This is a genomic window from Mumia quercus (genome assembly GCF_025506335.1).
Classification (GTDB): domain Bacteria; phylum Actinomycetota; class Actinomycetes; order Propionibacteriales; family Nocardioidaceae; genus Mumia; species Mumia quercus.
In genome coordinates, this window is the sequence record NZ_JANZYO010000005.1 from 47,394 (window position 1) to 64,208 (window position 16,815).

General features: G+C 72.0%; 22 protein-coding genes and 1 tRNA gene. 15 read left to right on the plus strand and 8 right to left on the minus strand.

What is annotated here, in order from left to right:
- Positions 1–97: 97 nt before the first annotated feature.
- From obgE to NYZ95_RS12430, 9 genes are all read left to right on the plus strand, one after another.
- On the plus strand, positions 98–1,591 hold the full coding sequence (gene obgE, locus NYZ95_RS12390) for a GTPase ObgE (RefSeq protein WP_262851626.1): 1,494 nt from the start codon (positions 98–100) through the stop codon (positions 1,589–1,591).
- The gene (gene proB, locus NYZ95_RS12395) at positions 1,588–2,673 is read left to right on the plus strand and encodes a glutamate 5-kinase (RefSeq protein WP_262851627.1); all 1,086 of its coding nucleotides are present in this window, start codon (positions 1,588–1,590) and stop codon (positions 2,671–2,673) included. The genes obgE and proB overlap by 4 nt, the downstream gene beginning before the upstream one ends.
- 82 nt (positions 2,674–2,755) lie before the next feature.
- Positions 2,756–3,121 carry a DUF8830 family protein gene (locus tag NYZ95_RS12400; protein ID WP_262851628.1) on the plus strand — a complete coding sequence of 122 codons (366 nt, stop codon included), beginning with the start codon at positions 2,756–2,758 and terminating at the stop codon, positions 3,119–3,121.
- Between the two features lie 17 nt (positions 3,122–3,138).
- Complete coding sequence (locus NYZ95_RS12405) at positions 3,139–4,398, plus strand: glutamate-5-semialdehyde dehydrogenase (RefSeq protein ID WP_262851629.1); 1,260 nt, start codon at positions 3,139–3,141, stop codon at positions 4,396–4,398.
- Positions 4,399–4,447: 49 nt separating this feature from the next.
- The gene (locus NYZ95_RS12410; protein ID WP_262851630.1) at positions 4,448–4,606 is read left to right on the plus strand and encodes a hypothetical protein; all 159 of its coding nucleotides are present in this window, start codon (positions 4,448–4,450) and stop codon (positions 4,604–4,606) included.
- On the plus strand, positions 4,606–5,280 hold the full coding sequence (gene nadD, locus NYZ95_RS12415) for a nicotinate-nucleotide adenylyltransferase (protein ID WP_262851631.1): 675 nt from the start codon (positions 4,606–4,608) through the stop codon (positions 5,278–5,280). Before NYZ95_RS12410 ends, nadD begins: the two co-directional genes overlap by 1 nt.
- Complete coding sequence (gene rsfS / locus NYZ95_RS12420; RefSeq protein ID WP_262851632.1) at positions 5,277–5,738, plus strand: ribosome silencing factor; 462 nt, start codon at positions 5,277–5,279, stop codon at positions 5,736–5,738. Before nadD ends, rsfS begins: the two co-directional genes overlap by 4 nt.
- Positions 5,735–6,436 carry a histidine phosphatase family protein gene (locus NYZ95_RS12425; protein WP_262851633.1) on the plus strand — a complete coding sequence of 234 codons (702 nt, stop codon included), beginning with the start codon at positions 5,735–5,737 and terminating at the stop codon, positions 6,434–6,436. Before rsfS ends, NYZ95_RS12425 begins: the two co-directional genes overlap by 4 nt.
- Positions 6,437–6,474: 38 nt before the next feature.
- A tRNA-Ala gene (locus NYZ95_RS12430) sits at positions 6,475–6,547 on the plus strand.
- A 61-nt stretch (positions 6,548–6,608) separates the two neighbouring features.
- On the opposite strand, the gene NYZ95_RS12435 is transcribed toward NYZ95_RS12430, so the two are convergent.
- The 3 genes from NYZ95_RS12435 to NYZ95_RS12445 are packed head-to-tail and all read right to left on the minus strand — an operon-like array spanning position 6,609 to position 7,976.
- Complete coding sequence (locus tag NYZ95_RS12435; protein WP_262851634.1) at positions 6,609–7,169, minus strand: dihydrofolate reductase family protein; 561 nt, start codon at positions 7,167–7,169, stop codon at positions 6,609–6,611.
- A gap of 1 nt (position 7,170) precedes the next feature.
- Complete coding sequence (locus NYZ95_RS12440) at positions 7,171–7,626, minus strand: SRPBCC family protein (protein ID WP_262851635.1); 456 nt, start codon at positions 7,624–7,626, stop codon at positions 7,171–7,173.
- The gene (locus tag NYZ95_RS12445) at positions 7,626–7,976 is read right to left on the minus strand and encodes an ArsR/SmtB family transcription factor (RefSeq protein ID WP_262851636.1); all 351 of its coding nucleotides are present in this window, start codon (positions 7,974–7,976) and stop codon (positions 7,626–7,628) included. The genes NYZ95_RS12440 and NYZ95_RS12445 overlap by 1 nt, the downstream gene beginning before the upstream one ends.
- Positions 7,977–8,095: 119 nt before the next feature.
- Here NYZ95_RS12445 and NYZ95_RS12450 point away from each other — a divergent pair, with 119 nt between their 5' ends.
- Both NYZ95_RS12450 and NYZ95_RS12455 read left to right on the plus strand, forming a co-directional pair.
- On the plus strand, positions 8,096–8,899 hold the full coding sequence (locus NYZ95_RS12450; RefSeq protein ID WP_262851637.1) for a hypothetical protein: 804 nt from the start codon (positions 8,096–8,098) through the stop codon (positions 8,897–8,899).
- A 16-nt stretch (positions 8,900–8,915) separates the two neighbouring features.
- Positions 8,916–9,677, plus strand: a complete 762-nt coding sequence (locus NYZ95_RS12455; RefSeq protein WP_262851638.1) for an MBL fold metallo-hydrolase — start codon at positions 8,916–8,918, stop codon at positions 9,675–9,677.
- On the opposite strand, the gene NYZ95_RS12460 is transcribed toward NYZ95_RS12455, so the two are convergent.
- Genes NYZ95_RS12460 through NYZ95_RS12470 form a run of 3 tightly spaced genes read right to left on the minus strand, consistent with a single transcriptional unit; the run spans position 9,670 to position 12,106 of the window.
- On the minus strand, positions 9,670–10,452 hold the full coding sequence (locus tag NYZ95_RS12460; protein WP_262851639.1) for an MBL fold metallo-hydrolase: 783 nt from the start codon (positions 10,450–10,452) through the stop codon (positions 9,670–9,672). The genes NYZ95_RS12455 and NYZ95_RS12460 overlap by 8 nt on opposite strands.
- Positions 10,449–11,807, minus strand: coding sequence for a TrpB-like pyridoxal phosphate-dependent enzyme (locus NYZ95_RS12465; RefSeq protein WP_262851640.1), 1,359 nt, complete (start codon positions 11,805–11,807; stop codon positions 10,449–10,451). Before NYZ95_RS12465 ends, NYZ95_RS12460 begins: the two co-directional genes overlap by 4 nt.
- Positions 11,808–11,848: 41 nt before the next feature.
- Positions 11,849–12,106 (minus strand): TFIIB-type zinc ribbon-containing protein, encoded by a 258-nt coding sequence (locus NYZ95_RS12470; RefSeq protein ID WP_262851641.1) that lies wholly within the window; start codon positions 12,104–12,106, stop codon positions 11,849–11,851.
- Positions 12,107–12,419: 313 nt separating this feature from the next.
- On the opposite strand from NYZ95_RS12470, the gene NYZ95_RS12475 reads away from it, so the two are divergent.
- The gene (locus NYZ95_RS12475; RefSeq protein ID WP_262851642.1) at positions 12,420–12,995 is read left to right on the plus strand and encodes a DUF3060 domain-containing protein; all 576 of its coding nucleotides are present in this window, start codon (positions 12,420–12,422) and stop codon (positions 12,993–12,995) included.
- Between the two features lie 4 nt (positions 12,996–12,999).
- Here the strand turns inward: NYZ95_RS12475 and NYZ95_RS12480 are convergent, their stop codons facing one another.
- Positions 13,000–13,878, minus strand: a complete 879-nt coding sequence (locus NYZ95_RS12480; protein WP_262851643.1) for an ArgP/LysG family DNA-binding transcriptional regulator — start codon at positions 13,876–13,878, stop codon at positions 13,000–13,002.
- Between the two features lie 70 nt (positions 13,879–13,948).
- On the opposite strand from NYZ95_RS12480, the gene NYZ95_RS12485 reads away from it, so the two are divergent.
- On the plus strand, positions 13,949–14,569 hold the full coding sequence (locus NYZ95_RS12485; RefSeq protein ID WP_262851644.1) for a LysE/ArgO family amino acid transporter: 621 nt from the start codon (positions 13,949–13,951) through the stop codon (positions 14,567–14,569).
- A 79-nt stretch (positions 14,570–14,648) separates the two neighbouring features.
- Entirely contained in the window at positions 14,649–16,292 is a 1,644-nt protein-coding gene (locus tag NYZ95_RS12490) for a serine/threonine-protein kinase (protein ID WP_262851645.1), read from the plus strand.
- Between the two features lie 12 nt (positions 16,293–16,304).
- On the opposite strand, the gene NYZ95_RS12495 is transcribed toward NYZ95_RS12490, so the two are convergent.
- Entirely contained in the window at positions 16,305–16,559 is a 255-nt protein-coding gene (locus tag NYZ95_RS12495; RefSeq protein ID WP_262851646.1) for a metal-sensitive transcriptional regulator, read from the minus strand.
- A gap of 81 nt (positions 16,560–16,640) precedes the next feature.
- Between NYZ95_RS12495 and NYZ95_RS12500 the strand changes: the two genes are divergently transcribed.
- Positions 16,641–16,811, plus strand: coding sequence for a DUF8730 family Cys-rich protein (locus tag NYZ95_RS12500; protein ID WP_262851647.1), 171 nt, complete (start codon positions 16,641–16,643; stop codon positions 16,809–16,811).
- Positions 16,812–16,815 lie beyond the last annotated feature (4 nt).

Genomic DNA, 16,815 nt, shown 5'->3' on the forward strand with positions numbered 1-16,815 from the left:
GAGGGGCGGGTCCGCAGCACGCGGACCCGCCCCTCGTTCCGTCTCGTGAGGGTGCGCGCGCACCCGTACGAGAGACAATCCTGAGGAGGTGGCACGGATGGCAGTCCCGACGTTCGTCGACAAGGTGACCCTGCACGTCAAGGGCGGTGACGGCGGCAACGGCATCGCCTCGGTGCACCGAGAGAAGTTCAAGCCGCTCGGCGGGCCGGACGGCGGCAACGGAGGTCGCGGCGGCGACGTCGTCCTGAGGGTCGCTCCGGACGTGACGACGCTGGTCGACTACTACCACGAGCCGCACCGGCGCGGCGGCAAGGGCGCCCACGGCAGCGGCGGCAACCGCAACGGTTCCCAGGGTGCCGACCTCGTGCTCCCGGTGCCCGAAGGCACCGTCGTGCGCGACGCCGACGGTGAGCTGCTCGCCGACCTTGTCGGACCCGGCACCGAGCTCGTCGTCGCCCAGGGCGGCCGTGGCGGGCTCGGCAACGCGGCGCTGGCCTCGAGCAAGCGGAAGGCCCCCGGCTTCGCGCTCAAGGGTGAGCCGGGCGACGAGCGCTCGATCACGCTCGAGCTCAAGGTCGTGGCCGACATCGGCCTCGTCGGCTTCCCCAGTGCAGGCAAGTCCAGCCTGATCGCGGCGCTGTCGCGAGCCAGGCCCAAGATCGCTGACTACCCCTTCACCACGCTGGTCCCCAATCTCGGCGTGGTCGTCGCCGGCGACACCACGTACACGGTCGCGGACGTGCCCGGGCTCATCGAGGGTGCCGCTGACGGTCGCGGGCTCGGTCACGACTTCCTGCGGCACGTGGAGCGGTGCGCCGCGCTGGTGCACGTCATCGACTGCGCGACCATCGAGCCCGGTCGCGACCCCCTCACCGACCTCGACGTGATCGAGGGCGAGCTCAGCGCGTACGGCGGTCTGGAGGACCGCCCCCGGCTGGTGGCCCTCAACAAGGTCGATGTGCCGGACGCCAAGACGATCGCGGAGTTCGTCCGCGGTGAGCTCGAGGAGCGCGGCCTCGAGGTCTTCGAGATCTCGGCGGCCAGCCACGAGGGCCTGAAGGCGCTGTCGTACGCGATGGCGGAGGTCGTGGCCTCCTCGCGCAAGGCAGCTGCGCCTGCCCCGGCGACCCGGATCGTGCTGTCGCCGCGCTCGGTCGACGGCGGCGACGACTTCACCGTCACCCGTACCGGAGGTCAGTGGGTCGTGCGCGGCGAGAAGCCCGAGCGCTGGGTGCGCCAGACCGACTTCACCAACGACGAGGCCGTCGGCTTCCTCGCCGACCGCCTCAACCGGCTGGGAGTCGAGAACCGGCTGCTCGCGATGGGTGCCGAGGCCGGGGACGACGTGGTCATCGGCAGCGTCGACGACGCGGTGGTCTTCGACTTCGACCCGCAGGTCCAGGCCGGCGCCGAGCTCCTCGGGTCCCGCCGCGGCGAGGACGACCGGCTCATCGAGAACCACCGCCGTACGAACAAGCAGCGCCGCGACGACCTCGCTCGCAAGCGGGAGTACGAGCGGACGGCACGGGAGGCACGCGCCGAAGGCAGGGTCGCGCCCGAGAGCCTGTGGTCGGAGGACGACGAGGAGTGAGGATCGTCGTCAAGGTCGGCTCGTCGTCGCTCAGCTCGGCCGACGGCGGGCTGAACCTGTCCCGTCTGCACATGCTGGTCGACGCGCTGGCCGACGTGCGCGACCGGGGCGACGAGGTCGTCCTCGTGAGCTCCGGGGCGATCGCCACCGGGCTCTCTCCTCTGGGGCTCCCCGCCCGCCCGCGCGACCTGGCGACCCAGCAGGCGGCGGCCAGCGTGGGGCAGGGCCTCCTCGTGGCGCGCTACACCGAGCGGTTCGCACGCCACGACCTCGTGGTCGGCCAGGTGCTGCTGACCGTGGACGACGTGGTCCGCCGCACCCAGTACCGCAACGCGTACCGGACCCTCGCCCGCCTCCTCGACCTCGGTGTCGTCCCTGTCGTCAACGAGAACGACACCGTCGCGACGGGGGAGATCCGCTTCGGCGACAACGACCGGCTCGCGGCTCTCGTCGCCCACCTCGTGCACGCCGACCGGCTGGTGCTGCTGTCGGACGTCGACGGGTTGTACGACGGCAACCCGATGCTTCCGGGCACGTCGCTGATCCCGGACGTCCACGGCGACGCCGACCTCGAAGGACTCGACCTCGCGAAGCCGAGCGCCTCCAAGGTCGGCACGGGCGGGATGGTGACCAAGGTCGAGGCGGCCCGGATCGCCACCGGCGCCGGGATCCCCGTCCTGCTGACGAGCGCGGCGCAGGTCCGAGAGGCACTGGAGGGGCAGCCGGTCGGCACGACCTTCCACCCGACGGGTCGACGGCGGCCCACGCGTCTGCTGTGGCTCGCGCACGCGACCACCGGAAAGGGGACGCTCGTGCTCGACCCCGGGGCTGTGCGTGCCCTGGTCGAGCGGCGTGCATCGCTTCTCCCGGCGGGTGTCGTCGGGGTCGAGGGCATCTTCGAGTCCGGAGACCCGGTCGACCTCGCCGCCGAGGACGGGACAGTCGTGGCGCGGGGTCTGGTGAACTACGACGCCTCTGAGCTGCCGCGGATGATCGGGCGCTCGACCCACGACCTCGCGGCCGAGCTCGGTGCCGAGTACGAGCGCGAGCTGGTGCACCGCGACGACCTCGTGGTCCTCTGATCCGATCCGCGGAACTCGCCCACGCGGCAGGGTCGCGGCGGATAGGGTGAGGCGCGGACACACAGTGCCGAGGGAGGGCTCCGTGGTAGGCCAGCAGAAGCTGTGGCACGTCGCACTGACCGTGGCGGGGGCACCCCACGACGACGAGGCCGTCCGTACGGCGATGATGCGCCTGCGCGACGAGCACGCCTTCCTGCACTCCTTGCGGTACGCAACCGACCGCGCGGAGATCTGCTACTGGGAGCAGGCGCCGGAGATGCTCGACGCGGCGGCGATGGCGATGCGGGTCTGGGCGGAGCACCGCTGCTCGGCCGGGCTGCCACGCTGGGAGGTCGTCGGCCTCGAGGTCCTGGACCAGCCGACGTACCACCTCCGTACGCCCGCGGCCGACCCCTCCTCCTTCGACCCCGTTTCGAGCATGGTCGTCCCGACTCCGGTCCCCTTCTGAGTCACTATCCTGGAGTCGTGACCCACGACCTCGAACCCCACGTCCACGACGCGGCCCGTGCGGCCCGTTCGGCAGCCCTCGACCTGCGGGCGGCACCGCGCGCGGCGAAGGACGCGGCGCTCCATGCGATGGCCGACGCCCTCGTCGCGCACACCGACGAGATCCTCGACGCCAACGCACGCGACGTGGAGGACGGGCGCGCCGCCGGGCTCGGCGACCACATCATCGACCGGTTGCGCCTGGACGCGGACCGCGTCGCGGCGATGGCGCAGGGGATCCGTGACGTGGCCGCGCTCCCGGATCCCGTCGGCGAGGTGGTCCGCGGGTCGACGCTGGCCAACGGGCTCGAGCTGCGTCAGGTGCGCGTGCCGATCGGCGTGATCGGGATGATCTACGAGGGGCGCCCCAACGTGACGGCCGACGCGGCCGCGATCTGCCTCAAGGCGGGCAACGCGGTCCTCCTGCGCGGCTCCCGGTCGGCGAGCGCCTCCAACGCGGCGATCGCCGCGGTGCTGCGCGACGCGGTCGCGTCCACAGGGCTGCCGGCGGACGCGGTCCAGGCGATCGACCCCTCCGACCGGTCGAGCTCCACCGCGCTCCTGCGGGCCCGCGGCCTGGTCGACCTCGTGATCCCGCGCGGGGGAGCGGGTCTGATCCAGGCGGTCGTCCGCGACGCGCTCGTGCCGGTGATCGAGACGGGCACGGGCAACGTCCACGTGTACGTCGACGCCGACGCCGACCTCGACATGGCGCTCGACATCGTCGTCAACGCGAAGACGCAGCGCACGAGCGTCTGCAACGCGGCCGAGTCGCTGCTGGTCCACAAGGCGGTCGCCGACGACTTCCTGCCGCGCGTCGTGGCCGCGCTGCGTGAGCGGGAGGTGACGATCCACGGTGACGACGCGTTCCGCGCGACCGATGCCGAGGTCGTCGCCGCGACGGAGGAGGACTACTCGACCGAGTACCTCTCGCTCGACATCGCCGCGCGGGTCGTCGACTCCTTCGAGGACGCCGTCGCGCACATCCGGACGTACTCGTCGGGGCACACCGAGGCGATCGTGACCCGGTCCCTCCCGACCGCCCAGCGCTTCGTCGCATCCGTCGACGCAGCCGCGGTGATGATCAACGCCTCGACACGCTTCACCGACGGTGGCGAGCTCGGCATGGGTGCTGAGATCGGCATCTCCACCCAGAAGCTCCACGCCAGGGGGCCGATGGGCTTGCCCGAGATGACGACGACCACCTTCGTCGTCACCGGCGACGGCCACGTGCGTTGAGCCGGGGTCGTGCGCACCGCGATGAGGATCGGACGGTAGATTGGCCCCCATGTCGTTGACTGGATCCGTCTTCACCGAGGTTCTCGCGCAGACCGCCGAGAACGAGGAAGCCCTGTCGCCGTACGTCGTCGCCGGCGCGGTGCTTCTCGTGTTCATGCTTCTCCTCATCGGGCTCTTCGCCTTCGGCAAGGGGCGCGAGCACTCCTGATGAGCCTGCCGCTCGAGGTCGGCCGGCGCCCCCGTGTGGGGGTGATGGGCGGGACGTTCGACCCGATCCATCACGGTCACCTCGTGGCGGGCTCGGAGGTTCAGTCGTGGTTCGACCTCGACGAGGTCGTGTTCGTCCCCACGGGTGAGCCGTGGCAGAAGGCCGACCGGAAGGTCTCGCCGGGCGAGGACCGCTACCTCATGACGGTCATCGCCACCGCGTCGAACCCGAAGTTCTGGGTGAGCCGGGTCGATCTGGACCGCTCCGGGCCGACGTACACGATCGACACCCTGCGCGACCTCCGTGCGCACTACGGCGGCGACGTCGACCTCTTCTTCATCACCGGAGCCGACGCGCTCGCGCAGATCCTCACCTGGCGCAACGCCGAGGAGATGTTCGAGCTCGCCCAGTTCGTGGGCTGCACCCGACCGGGGCACGACATCGACATGCAGACGCTCGACGCCCTGCCGAAGGACCGCGTCACCATCGTCGAGATCCCCGCTCTGGCGATCTCCTCGACAGACTGCCGCGAGCGCGTCAGCGCGGGGGAGCCCGTCTGGTACCTCGTCCCGGACGGGGTCGTCCAGTACATCGGCAAGCACCGCCTCTACGTGGAGGCGTCCGGCTCGACCTCATCTCGCAAGCCACACCACCCGAACGGGAGACTGCCGTGACCGCATCGCCGCGGGCGCTGGAGCTGACGCAGGTGGCCGCCACGGCCGCCGCCGACAAGCTCGCGCACCAGATCATCGCCTTCGACGTCTCCGAGCACCTCGTCATCACCGACGTGTTCGTGATCGCGTCGGCGTCCAACGACCGCCAGGTACGCGCGGTCGTCGACGCCGTCCAGGAGAAGCTCCTCGAGCAGGGCGCCAAGGTCGTGCGCCGCGAGGGCGAGCGAGAGGGCCGGTGGGTCCTGCTCGACTACGCCGACATCGTCGTCCACGTCCAGCACGACGAGGACCGTTCTTTCTACGCGCTCGAGCGGCTGTGGGGCGACTGCCCGGTCATCCCGCTGGACGGGATCGGGGACGCCGCCGGCAAGGCACCTGCGACCTCGCAGAGCGTACGGGAGGGTGAGGACACCGACGAGGTGCCGCTGGCCGGCGAGCCGCCGGTCGCCGACGCATGAGTCGGCGCGTCATCGTCTGGCGCCACGGCCAGACCGACTGGAACGTGGCGGGGCGTCTGCAGGGTCAGACGGACACCATGCTCAACGCGACGGGGCGTGCACAGGCCGCCGAGATGGCTTCCCGGCTCGCCGTGCTCAACCCGACGCGCATCGTCAGCTCCGACCTCCAGAGGGCCAGCGCGACCGCGGGAGCGTTGTCGCGCATCGTCGACGTGCCCGTGGAGACCGACGTACGCCTGCGGGAGGTCGCGTTCGGGGAGCGCGAGGGGCTGACCCGCCACGAGATCCGCGAGCGCTACCCCGACCTGGAGGCGCGCTTCCGCCGGGGCGAGGAGGTCGTCTCGCCGGGTGGTGAGACGCACGTCGACGCTGCCGAGCGCTTCTGTGCCGTCCTTCGGGAGGTCGTGGCGGTCATGGACAAGGACGAGACTGCCGTCCTCGTGGCGCACGGCGCCGTGATCCGGGTCGGCATCTGTGCCTTCATCGGCCTGCCTCCGGAGCACTGGCGCTCGTTCGGCGGCTTCAGCAACGGCTGCTGGGCGGTGCTGCAGGAGGGCTTCGGGCGGTGGCAGGTCACCGAGTGGAACGCCGGCAACCTGCCGGTCCCGGAGATGAGCGACGACGCCGACGCCTCGGACGACGGGGCTCGGACGCGCGAAGGGGACCCCGATTTCGGCTCCCGTGGAGCGACCCGCTAAGATCGAGTCTGCTCGCTGAGTGAGGAACTGCTCAGCACGGGGCTATGGCGCAGTTGGTAGCGCGCTTCCATGGCATGGAAGAGGTCCGGGGTTCGAATCCCCGTAGCTCCACCGAAGACCCGCTCAAAACCCTGCTCCCACCTGGGAGCGGGGTTTTGTCGTCTTCCGATGGTCAGGCGCCGATGCGGTAGCGGAGCTGGAGGACGCCGTTCGCGAACCTGCGCTCCTCGAGGAGCGTGAGCTCGGTGCGCAGGCCGCTGGGCAGCGCCGACTTGCCGCCGCCGATGATCCAGGGCCAGACGAACAGGTGGCACTCGTCGACCAGCCCGGCTGCGAACGCCTGTGCGGCCAGGTCGGCCCCACCGACGGTCAGGTCGTTGGTCGCGGAGGCCACGATCTCGCGTACGGACGCCGCGTCGAAGCGTCGTTCGACCCGTGTCCGGGCGGTGGCCACCTCGGACAGGGTCGTGGAGTACACGACCTTGTCCGTGTCCTGCCAGACGGTCGCGAACTCGGCGGTGAGAGGTGACTGCGCGGCGAGGGAGGCGTCGGTCTCCCACGGCGCCATCGTCTCGTACAGGCGCCGCCCGTACAGGAACGTGCCCACCGACCCGACGAGGTCGGTGTAGGTCATGAAGACCTCGTCGTCGTGCGGGTAGAGGGCGAAGTCACCGTTCTCGTCCTCGATGTAGCCGTCGAGGGACATGTTCGTGACGTAGATCAGCGCGGCCATCTCACTCCACCTCCTTGCTCAGGGCGGTCAACGCCTCGTGCCACCCCTGCTCGGCGTTGCCCGTCTGCTCCGGCGGGAGCCACTGGCGGATCTCGAGCCTCGTCCGCCCGTCGGCCTCGTCGAAGAACTCGACCCGCAGCCGCGTCCGGAACGGCGCGATGCCGAGCGGGAGGCGGCCGGTGACGTGCATGAGGCCGTCGATGAGCTCGCCCTCGGTCACGTCGGTGAGGTCGACGTCGACCTGGACCTGTACGTCGGGATCCGCCGCGGAGACCTCGGTCCATCGCTGGTGTCCGCCCGGTCGGACGTCGAACTCGATCTCGGTCCGCGGCAGCGAGCTGCCGACCGGGCCCCACCAGGCCACGAAGTGGTCCGGATCGGTGAAGGCGCGGTAGACGAGCGCCCGTGGCGCGTCGACCACGCGCGAGATCTCGATCTGCGGGGCTTCTGCCTGCATCAGGGCTCCTTGTCGTCGGTGGCAGCGGCCTGCACCGCGGCGAGGTGGGTGTCGAGGCGCGTGAGGGAGGCGTCCCAGAACTCTCGGTAGCGGGCGATCCAGTCGGCGGCCTCGCGCAACGGGGCAGCCTCGAGGTGGCTCGCCCGCCACTTGCCTGAGCGCGCCCTCGAGATGAGCCCGGCGCGTTCGAGCACCTTCAGGTGTCGCGACACCGCCGGCATCGACACGGGGAGGGGCTCGGCGAGTGCGGTCACGGTGGCGTCGCCCTCTGCCAGGTCGGCCAGGATCGCGCGCCGTGTGGGGTCGGCGAGTGCCGAGAAGACGACGCTGAGCTGATCCGTGCCGGCCATGGCCACCTTCCTATATTTAACGAACTCGTTAAACGTACGGGAGCGTGCGAGCTCCGTCAACGGCTCGTGTCTCGACAAACTCCGTCGCCGCGGTCCCGGGCGCCACTAGCGTCGGACGCATGTCCGAGTCCGCTGCCGTGACCACCGCTGTCCCTCCGCGATCGAGCCTCCCGGCGGCCCCGCCCTCGTACGGTGCTGCGCTGGGGGAGACCCTCCGCGTGATCCTGCTCGCCGGGGCCTTCAGCGGCGTCGTGGTCGCCGGTGTCGGTGGCCGGCTGATCATGTTCGTGCTGCGCCTGACCTCGCCCGACGGCATCCGCGGGCTCCTGACCGACGACGGGTTCAGGATCGGCGAGTTCTCGTTCCTCGACACGCTCGGACTGGTCACGATCGGCGCCACGGCCGGCGTGATCGGCGCTGGCGCGTACCTCCTCGTCCGACCATGGCTGATCGGGCCGGTCTGGCTCCGCAGGGCCACGGTCACGCTCGCCGGCGGGGCGATCGGCGGAGCGCTGCTCGTGCAACCCGACGGTAACGACTTCCGGCTCCTGGAGCCGCGTTGGCTGGCCGTCGCGCTCTGCGTGGCTCTGGGCGCCACCTTCGCGTACGTCGTGGGTGTCGTCGCCGACCGCGTCGCCGCGCCCGGCTCGTGGACCCGGCGCGGGTGGTGGAGGTGGGTCCTCCCGGTCCTCGCCCTCGGCTCGTTGACCCTGGGCGTCGCCTTCTTCGCCGTCGTCGCCGTGGTGGCGGCCGTGGTCGTGGCGCTGAGGCCGTGGTACCCCGTGGTCAGGGGATCGGCTGCCGCGACGACCCTCGTACGCGCTGGCTTCCTCGCCGTCGCGATCGCGGGCGTCGTGGGCCTCGTCGTCGACATCGGCGCCGTCTCCGACCTCGATCCGTCACCGTTCTCCGAAGGCGGATGAGCCGTAGGGTGCTGGCGTGAGCACCCTGGCGGTCACGTGGTGGGGCCACTCGACCGCGACCGTCGAGCTGGGACCCACGCGCGTGCTCACTGATCCCGTGCTCGTCGACCGGTTCGTCCATCTCCGTCGGCACGCGACGTCACCGACGGCGGAGGCGGCGAACGCCGATCTCGTGCTGGTCTCCCACCTGCACATGGACCACTTCCACCTCCCGTCGCTGCGTCGCCTCCCGCGCGGGACCCACGTGGTCGTGCCTGCCGGCAGCCGGGACCTGCTGGCACGCGCCGACCTCGAGGTGCACGAGGCGAACCCAGGGGAGCGGCTCAGTGTCGCCCACGTCACCGTCGAGGTGCTGGCCGCAGACCATCCTGCGACGCGCCACCGCTGGTCGCGCCGAGAGGCGCAGCCGCTCGGCTTCCGCGTCGTCGGGGACGGCGCCTCCTTCTGGTACCCCGGCGACACCGGACCGGCCGCCGACGTCTCAGGGGTGGGGCCGGTCGACCTCGCCCTCGTCCCGGTCGGCGGCTGGGGGCCGACGCTCGGCGACGACCACCTCGGGCCTGGCGAGGCGGCCGCCCTCGTACGCCGGGTGGGGGCGCGCTGGGCGGTTCCCGTGCACTGGGGCACGTTCTGGCCGCTCGGCATGGGACGGGTTGCGCCGGGGGTGCGGCACCACCTGCTCGAGACGCCTGGCGAGCGCTTCCTCGACGCCGTCGAGAGCGACGACGTACGCGGGGTCCTCGCCGATCCTGGTCGGCGGATCGAGCTCGTCAGCTGAGGCCGGGCTCGATCCTGCGGACGGCAGCCTCGTGCTCGTCTCGCAGCCAGTCCTCGGCGTCGGTGAGACGCGGGTCGCCAGAGGCCGTCCCGTCGCGCAGGCCGCCGAGGTAGGCCCGATCGGCCGCGAGCCTGCGGACGAGCTCGTCGTGGTCGCCGACGCGTCCGTGCCCGGGGACGAGGACCGACACCTCGGGTGCGACGGTCTCGAACAGCGCGAGCGCGTCGGAGTAGTCGTCCCACGGGGTGTCCGCGTCGAGGTCGAGCAAGGGTGGCTCAACGTCCGACAGCATGTCGCCCGCCACGAGCACGCCGACGTCGTCGACGAGCAGCGCGGCGTGGCCGACGGCGTGCGCGCGGTGCTCCAGCACGCGGCAGGAGCGGCCGGGCCAGGGAAGCGTGTGCGTGCCCGGCGGGAGCGCGGTGACGCGGTCGAGCCACCTGCCGTCGACGCCGGGGAGCGCCTCGCGCGCTTTGCGAGCGTTGTCGTCAGCGACGACCCGGGCGCGCTGGGCCGCGGCGGCGGTCGCCCACCGCGGGGCGTCCCCCAACGCCGGCCGCCACAGCAGGTGGTCCCAGTGCGGATGGGTCGAGAACGCTCCCGTCACCGTCAGGCCGCGCGACGCCAGGTCAGCGGCGAGCGCGTCGATCTCGGCTGCCGTCACTGCGGGGTCGACGACCAGGCACTCGCGCCCGTCCGCGCCGACGACCACGGTCGTCGTGGTGGCGCAGAACGGGTGCGTCGCGACGAGGACGCCAGGGGCGACCTCGATCATCGGACCGTCGGCACCGCCGCCAGCGAGCGGGTGAGCGCCTCGTCGCTGAGGGGGTCGTCCTCCAACCGCCCGTGCAGGTACGAGTCGTACGCGCCGAGCTCGAGGAGCCCGTGACCCGACAGGCCGATGACGATGACGGGCGCGTCACCCGTCCGCGCCGCCTCCACCGCGGCGCGCCGGGCCTGCGCCAACGCGTGCGAGGACTCCGGCGCGGCGACGATGCCCTCCGTACGCGCGAACTCCGTCGCCGTCTCGAAGCACTCGCTCTGGTGGAGGGCGACCGCCTCGATCAACCCCTCGTGCGCGACGTGGGAGACCAGCGGCGCCATCGCGTGGTAGCGCAGACCGCCCGCGTGGATCGTCGAGGGTACGAAGTCGTGTCCGAGGGTGTACATCTTCATCAGCGGCGTCATGCCGCCGGTGTCGCCGAAGTCGTACCGGTACTCGCCGCGGGTCAGCGTCGGGCACGACGACGGCTCGACGGCGACGATCCGCGGCTGCTGGCGCCCCGCGAGCTTCTCACGCAGGAAGGGGAACGCCAGCCCGGCGAAGTTGGAGCCGCCACCGGCGCAGCCCACGACCAGGTCGGCACCGGACTCGCCGGCCTTCGCGAGCTGGAGGAGCGACTCCTCGCCGATCACCGTCTGGTGCAGGAGGACGTGGTTGAGGACCGAGCCGAGGGCGTACTTCGTCGTCTCGTCCTGGGCGGCGAGCTCGACGGCCTCGGTGATCGCGATGCCGAGCGAGCCCGGGTGGTCGGCGTCGAACCCCTTGCCGAACTCCGTCAGCGTGCTGGGCGAGCGGTGGACCTTGCCGCCGAACACCTCGATGAGCGTGCGGCGCTGCGGCTTGGTGTCGTACGAGGCACCGACCTGCCACACCTCGCACTCGAGCCCGAAGAGCGCGCACGCGTACGCCAGCGCGGTGCCCCACTGCCCGGCGCCGGTCTCGGTCGTCAGCCGCGTGATGCCGTTCTGCGCGTTGTAGTAGACCTGAGGCACCGAGGTGTTGGTCTTGTGGGAGCCGGCCGGCGAGACGCCCTCGTACTTGTAGTAGATCCGCGCGGACGTGCCGAGCTTCTTCTCCCAGCGCCGCGCGCGTACCAGCGGCGAGGGACGGTACTGGCGGTAGACGTCACGGACCGCCTCGGGGATCTCGACGTACCGCTCGGTCGTGACCTCCTGGGCGATGAGCTCTGGGGGGAAGAGCGGCGCGAGGTCGTCAGGTCCCACCGGCTCGTGCGTGGCCGGGTGCAGCGGCGGAGGGGGCGGCGTCGGGAGGTCCGCGACGACGTTGTACCAGTGGGTCGGCATCTCGGACTCGTCGAGCGTGATGCGGATGCGGTCGTCGGTCATCGTTCCTCCTGCATCGGTGTGTGGCACGAGCCGGGGCGGACTCAGTCGAAGAGGTCCGAGAGCCAGCTCTCCTTCTTCTTGCGCTTGGAGGAGCGGTCGTCGTAGCGGCGGTCGTCGTAGCGCTGCTGGGGGCGATCCTGGTAGGTCGGCGCCGGGGTCGCCTGCGTCCCCGCGCGGTCGATGATCTTGTCCAGCTCGCCACGGTCGAGCCAGACTCCGCGGCACTCGGGGCAGTAGTCGATCTCGATCCCGCTGCGCTCGCTCATCACGAGGGTGGTGTCGTCGTTGGGGCATCTCATGGGTTCATCCTGGGGGGTCCGAGGGGCACGGCCAAGCGGTCTGGGCCGCGGACTGCTCCTCAACGTGGGCGACGAACGCCGGATCGGTGGACGTCACCCGATCTACCTCCTCGCCACCGTCGCAGCGGCACAGCGCGACTGTGACACGGGCCTGCGAGCGGCTGACCACGTTCCACGTCCCTCCCGCACGTATCCAGCGCTCCAGGATCTCGAGATCGTCGGCCATCTCCCCATGATGGCGCGCGAGCGCGCGCGAGGGCGGTTAGCGTGCAGGGAGACCGGTCACGGGGGGCGCCGAGCGCGGGAGGTCTGCATGCATCGACTGACACCACTGAGTCGCGGGGCAGGTGCGGCTCTCCTGGCGTGCGCTGCCGTCCTTGCCGCCTGCGGAGAGGCAGGCGACGTCGATCCCGAGCCCACGGTGTCGACCACCGGCGAGATCTCTCCGGGGACGGACGGCTCCGCCACGCCGACCGACGGCGGCACCGGCACCGCGAGCCCGGGACCGGTGACGGTCGGCAAGGGGCAGGAGCACCGCGTGACCGAGGCGGGGACGGCTGTCGTCGTGTGCGAGAGCGGAGGCGACGTGACCGTCGAGGCGGCGGCGACCGTGACGGTGTCCGGCCCCTGCGACGACGTCGACGTCGACGGCAGCGGCGCCACGGTCACTTTCGAGACTGCCCGTGACCTGGGCGTCGACGGCTCCGACAACACCGTCACGGGCGTCCGGGTCCTCGAGCTCGACGTCGGCGGCGATCGCAACGAGATCACGGTCAAGCAGCTGCGCGCGGTCGACCTCGAGGGCGCGGACAACGTCATCACCCACGGCACGACGTTGACGCCGCAGGTCGACGACGAGGGCAAGGGCAACACCGTCGTCGAAGGGTGAGGGTTCAGCGCAGGTGGCGCCGTGCGCCCTCGCGTACCGCGTCCGACAGGAGCGCCAGCGCGGGGGAGTCGAGCTGGTACTGGTGCCAGTGGAGCCGTACGTCGATGCGCGCGCGGTCCCCGATCTCGCGCACCTCGCCCGAGGCGGCGAGCGACGTCGACTGCAGGTCGGGGAGCATGCCCCAGCCGAGTCCGAGACGGATCGCCTCGCGGAACGCCTCCGAGCCGGGCACGTAGTGGCGAGGGGGGTCGGCGTGCGGAGCGCCGAGGCGGGCGAGGAGCTGCCGCTGGAGCTCGTCGTCGCGGTCGAAGTCGACGACCGGCGCCTCGGCGAGCGCCTGGGCGGTCAGGCCGCCACGGAACCAGCGCGCCGCGAAGGCCGGGGCGGCCATCGCCCGGTAGCGCATCACGCCGAGGGTGCTCACCGAGCAGCCGGGAACCCGGTCCGCCACGGCGCTGACCGCAGCCAGCGCCGAGCCGTCACGCAGGCGCGCGAGGGCTTGGCGCTCGTCCTCACGCTGCACGTCGAGGAGCACGCGGTCGGTCACGCCGGCGACCGAGGGCAGGAACCAGGTCGCCAGGGAGTCGGCGTTGACGACGACCGGGACGACGACCCGTGCGACGTCCCCGTCGGACGGGGCGAGGTCGCGGACGAGGAGGTCGACCTGACGAGCGAGGCGCAGGATCTCGGCGCCGTGGCCGGTGACCGTCACCGGGCGGGTCCGTCGTACGAGGACGCGGCCGGTCGTGGCCTCGAGCGCCTTCATGCGCTGGCTGACCGCGGACGGCGTCACCTGGAGCCGGGCTGCGGCCGCTTCGAAGCTGCCCTCGGTCACCACGGCGACGAGCGTGCGGAGCTGGTCGAGAGCTAGGTCACCCTTCATGAAGCACTCCTTCATCTGCTGAAGAAACTTTAGCTGGATTCATGCCTGCGATCCGCTTACCGTCGTCGGTGTGAGCGACTCGCAGGTGGTGGCCGCCCTTCTGGCAGGGCTCGGGACGGGGCTGTCCCTGATCGTGGCGATCGGGGCGCAGAACGCCTTCGTCCTGCGCCAAGGCCTGCGCAGGGAGGCCGTCGGTCCGGTCGTGCTCGTCTGTGCGCTCTCCGACACCGTCCTGATCCTGGCGGGGGTCGGAGGCGTCGGGGCCCTTCTCGCGCGTGCGCCTGTGCTGGTCGAGGTGGTGCGGTGGGCAGGCGCGTTGTTCCTGGCGGTCTACGGGCTGCTGGCCGCACGGAGGGCCGTGGTCGGTGGGCGGCTCGACGTCGACGAGCGCGGGGGACGGACGTCGGTCTGGCCGGTGGTCGCCACGGCGCTCGCGCTGACGTGGCTCAACCCGCACGTCTACCTCGACACGGTGCTGCTGCTCGGCTCGGTGGCGACCTCGTACGGCGACGCGCGCGGGGCGTTCGCGGTCGGTGCTGTCGTCGGGAGCTGGATCTGGTTCGCCGGGTTGGGCTACGGGGCGCGCGCCCTGCGGCCGGTCTTCGCGCGGCCCGCGGCATGGCGGGTGCTCGACGCCGCGGTCGCGGTGGTGATGCTCGCCCTTGCGGTGCGGCTCACGCTCGGCGGGTGAGCGCGGGCCGCGTCGCCGGTGTCGCGGGCCCCTCGTTGTTAGGCTTCCCGGACGACCAGTTCTCCCGGAAGGGGCCTCCGTGGCGGCATCAGACGGCGCATCGCCGACGCGTGCGCTCCCGCTCGCGCGCCCGGACATCCCTCGCGTGGGGCCGTACACGTTGCACACGCTGCTGGGATCCGGGGGATTCGGGGCCGTCTACGTCGCGAGCACGCGCGGGGGCCCGCGCGTCGCGGTCAAGGTCCTCACGTTCGAGGGTCGCGGGGCGCGCGAGCGCTTCGCTGCCGAGGCCCGGCTGCTGGACGAGCTCGGCGGCCGCGGGTTCCCGGCGTACGTCACCGGGGACCTCGACGCGGCGCGCCCCTGGTTCGCGATGGAGCTGCTCGAGGGCATCACGGTCGACGAGGCCGTCTGTCACGCGGGCCCGATCGCGGTCCCGACGGTCGCAGCGGTCGCGCTCGACATCGGGCGGTCCCTCCACCGGCTGCACGGGCTCGGCTTCGTCCACCGCGACATCAAGCCCGCCAACGCCGTCCTCGCCGGCCGCCGCGCCACGCTCATCGACGTCGGCATCGCCAAGGGGGAGCACGGCCTCGACCTCACCAGGACCGGAGAGATGATCGGCTCGGCCGCGTGGGCGGCGCCCGAGCGTCTGCTGGGTGACCGGGCGACCGCGGCCAGCGACGTGTACGGGCTCGGTCTGCTGGTCGCGTACGCCTCCGCCGGCCAGCGTCCGCTTCCCAGCGGTGACGACGCCCGCACGGTGGCCGCCGTCGTCGACGGGCGACTCGACCTCTCGGGCGTTCCCGACCCGCTGCGCGACCTCGTCGTCGAGATGACCGCCCTCGATCCCGCCGACCGGCCGGAGATGCCTCGCGTGGCGTCTGCGCTGGTCGACCTGGCGCGTGAGGCGCCGAGGACGCCGTCGGCGGCACGGAGCGAGGCTTCACCCCGCCCTGTGCCGGTCCCGCCGCCCGTCCCGCCGGCGCCGCGACCTGCCCCGCCCGCTCCGCCCGCTCCAGCGATGCCGTCTGCCTCGGACACCGCGCCCACGCAGCCTGCGCCCGTGTCTCGGCCGCAACCGGCGCCGACCGGCGCCGAGGACGCCGTGCGGCGGCTGGCCGACAACCCCCGGGTCACGGCGTCGCTGAGGGCCGCGCACGAGCGCGGCTACGACCTCGCGGCGGTCGGGATCGTCGCCCGTGCCCAGCGGCGCTCGCACCGCCGGGCGGTGAAGGCGCTCGACCCCGCCCGCGTCAAGGCGACCGTGTGGCGGGCTCGCGGGTGGTACGACGGCCAGCACGCGTCGCGTCGCCGCTTCGCCGACACCGACGAAGGGTGGGCCAAGGAGCGTGCGCTCATCCGGCGCGGCTGGTGGCTCGACAAGGCGGGCGGCTTCGCGGCGATGCTCGCGATCCTGCTCGTCGTGGCGGCGGCCGCGAGCCCCAGCGGGTCAGGCGCCAGGGCGCCGTTCGCCTGGCTCGACGCGATCCTCCCGTTCGTCGCCGTGCGCGACGGGCGTGGGCTCGCGTGGGACCTGCTGGCGCTGCTCCTCGCGGTGGGGGCGCTGCTGTTCCTCGGCGTCAGATGGTCGGGAGAGGCGCGGATCGCACGTGGCGAGGGCCCGCCTCAGAGCATCCGGATCGGGCCTGGGCTGCTGGCGACGGCGTACGTGGTGGTGGCCGGCGCGCTCGTGCTCACCGTGCTCGGCGTCTTGAGCTGAGGACTCGCCCGCTCACGCGAGCGAGAGGAACACCCGCTCGAGCTTGTCGGCGTCGGCGTCCTCGCCCGCGACGACGCACTCCTTGAGGCCCGAGGCGATGAGGGCGAAGCCAGCGCGGTCGAGCGCCTTGCTCACGGCGGCGAGCTGCGTGACGACGTCCTCGCAGTCACGCTCCTCCTCGAGCATGCGGACGACCCCGGCGAGCTGGCCCTGGGCGCGCCGGAGCCGGTTGAGGACGGGCTGGGTGGTGTCGGTCGAGAGCTGCATGCCTTGAAGAATACCCCCCGGGGTGTAGGCTCGGCCGGGATCGACCGATACCCCCCTGGGTATACATGAAGGAGAACAAAAATGTGCCGACCAGTCGTGTGCAAGACGTGCAGCAAGACGACGTGGGCCGGGTGCGGCCAGCACGTGGCGAACGTGATGGGCCCGGTGCCGAAGGACCAGCGCTGCACCTGCGACCGTACGGCCGTCAAGCCCCGCTCGCTCGCGGACTGGCTGCCCTTCGGGCGGCGGTGAGGCC